Source organism: Streptomyces sp. 8L (assembly GCF_020176795.1).
In the GTDB taxonomy this organism is placed as follows: Bacteria; Actinomycetota; Actinomycetes; order Streptomycetales; family Streptomycetaceae; genus Streptomyces.
Window position 1 is genome coordinate 1 of sequence record NZ_JAIUKE010000925.1, and the last position, 938, is coordinate 938.

Consider the following 938-nt stretch of genomic DNA (forward strand, 5'->3'; position numbering starts at 1 on the left):
CAACAAGGGAGTTGACATCTCGCATACAACATCAACGACGCCTGTCACCGGCCGTCACCACCGACTACGGAACAGAGCCCGGTCTCCGGTGTAACTGATGATCAAGGAAAAGACATCAAGTGACTGACACCGTGACCGAGTCCGTGGCCGCCGACGACCAGGCGGAACCGTCGTTGGAGAGTGCGGCGGTCGAGCAGAGGCTCATCGACCAGCTCGTCGTGCAGGCCCGGAGCAAGGGCCTTCAGCCAGCCGGCGAGGGTGGGCTGTTGCAGCAGCTGACCAAGACGGTTCTGGAGTCTGTCCTGGAAGGCGAGATCACCGACCGCCTCGGCTATGACAAGCACGGCCGGGCGGGCAAGGACGGCGGCAACTCCCGTAACGGCACCCGGTCCAAGACCGTGCTGACCGACATCGGCCCGGTCGAGATCGATGTCCCCCGTGACCGGGAGGGCTTGTTCGAGCCGGCCATCGTCAAGAAGGGGCAGCGCCGGCTGACCGGCGTTGATGAGATGGTTCTCTCGCTCTCGGCGAAGGGGCTCACGCACGGCGAGATCTCCGCGCACCTGGCCGAGGTTTACGGCGCGAGTGCCTCCAAGATGACCATCAGCACGATCACCGACAAGGTGATGGACGGCATGGGGGAATGGCAGAATCGCCCGCTCGACCGCGTCTGTCCGGTCGTCTTCATTGACGCTGTCAACGTCAAGATTCGCGATGGCCAAGTAGCGAACAGGCCCGTCTATGTGGCACTGGCGGTCACCGCCGAGGGACATCGAGACATCCTCGGGCTGTGGGCCGGCGACGGCGGCGAAGGCGCCAAGCACTGGCTTCGAGTGCTTTCCGAGCTCAAGAACAGGGGCTTTGAAGATGTCCTGATGCTGGTCTGCGACGGGTTGAAAGGGCTGCCCGATGCGGTCGGCGAGGTCTGGGCCCGTACC

General features: G+C 63.9%; 1 protein-coding gene. It reads left to right on the top strand.

Annotated elements, in window-relative coordinates; genetic code table 11:
* Positions 1 to 143: 143 nt before the first annotated feature.
* The coding region (locus LCE31_RS39915) for an IS256 family transposase (protein WP_225023207.1) at positions 144 to 938 on the top strand (795 nt) is incomplete at its 3' end.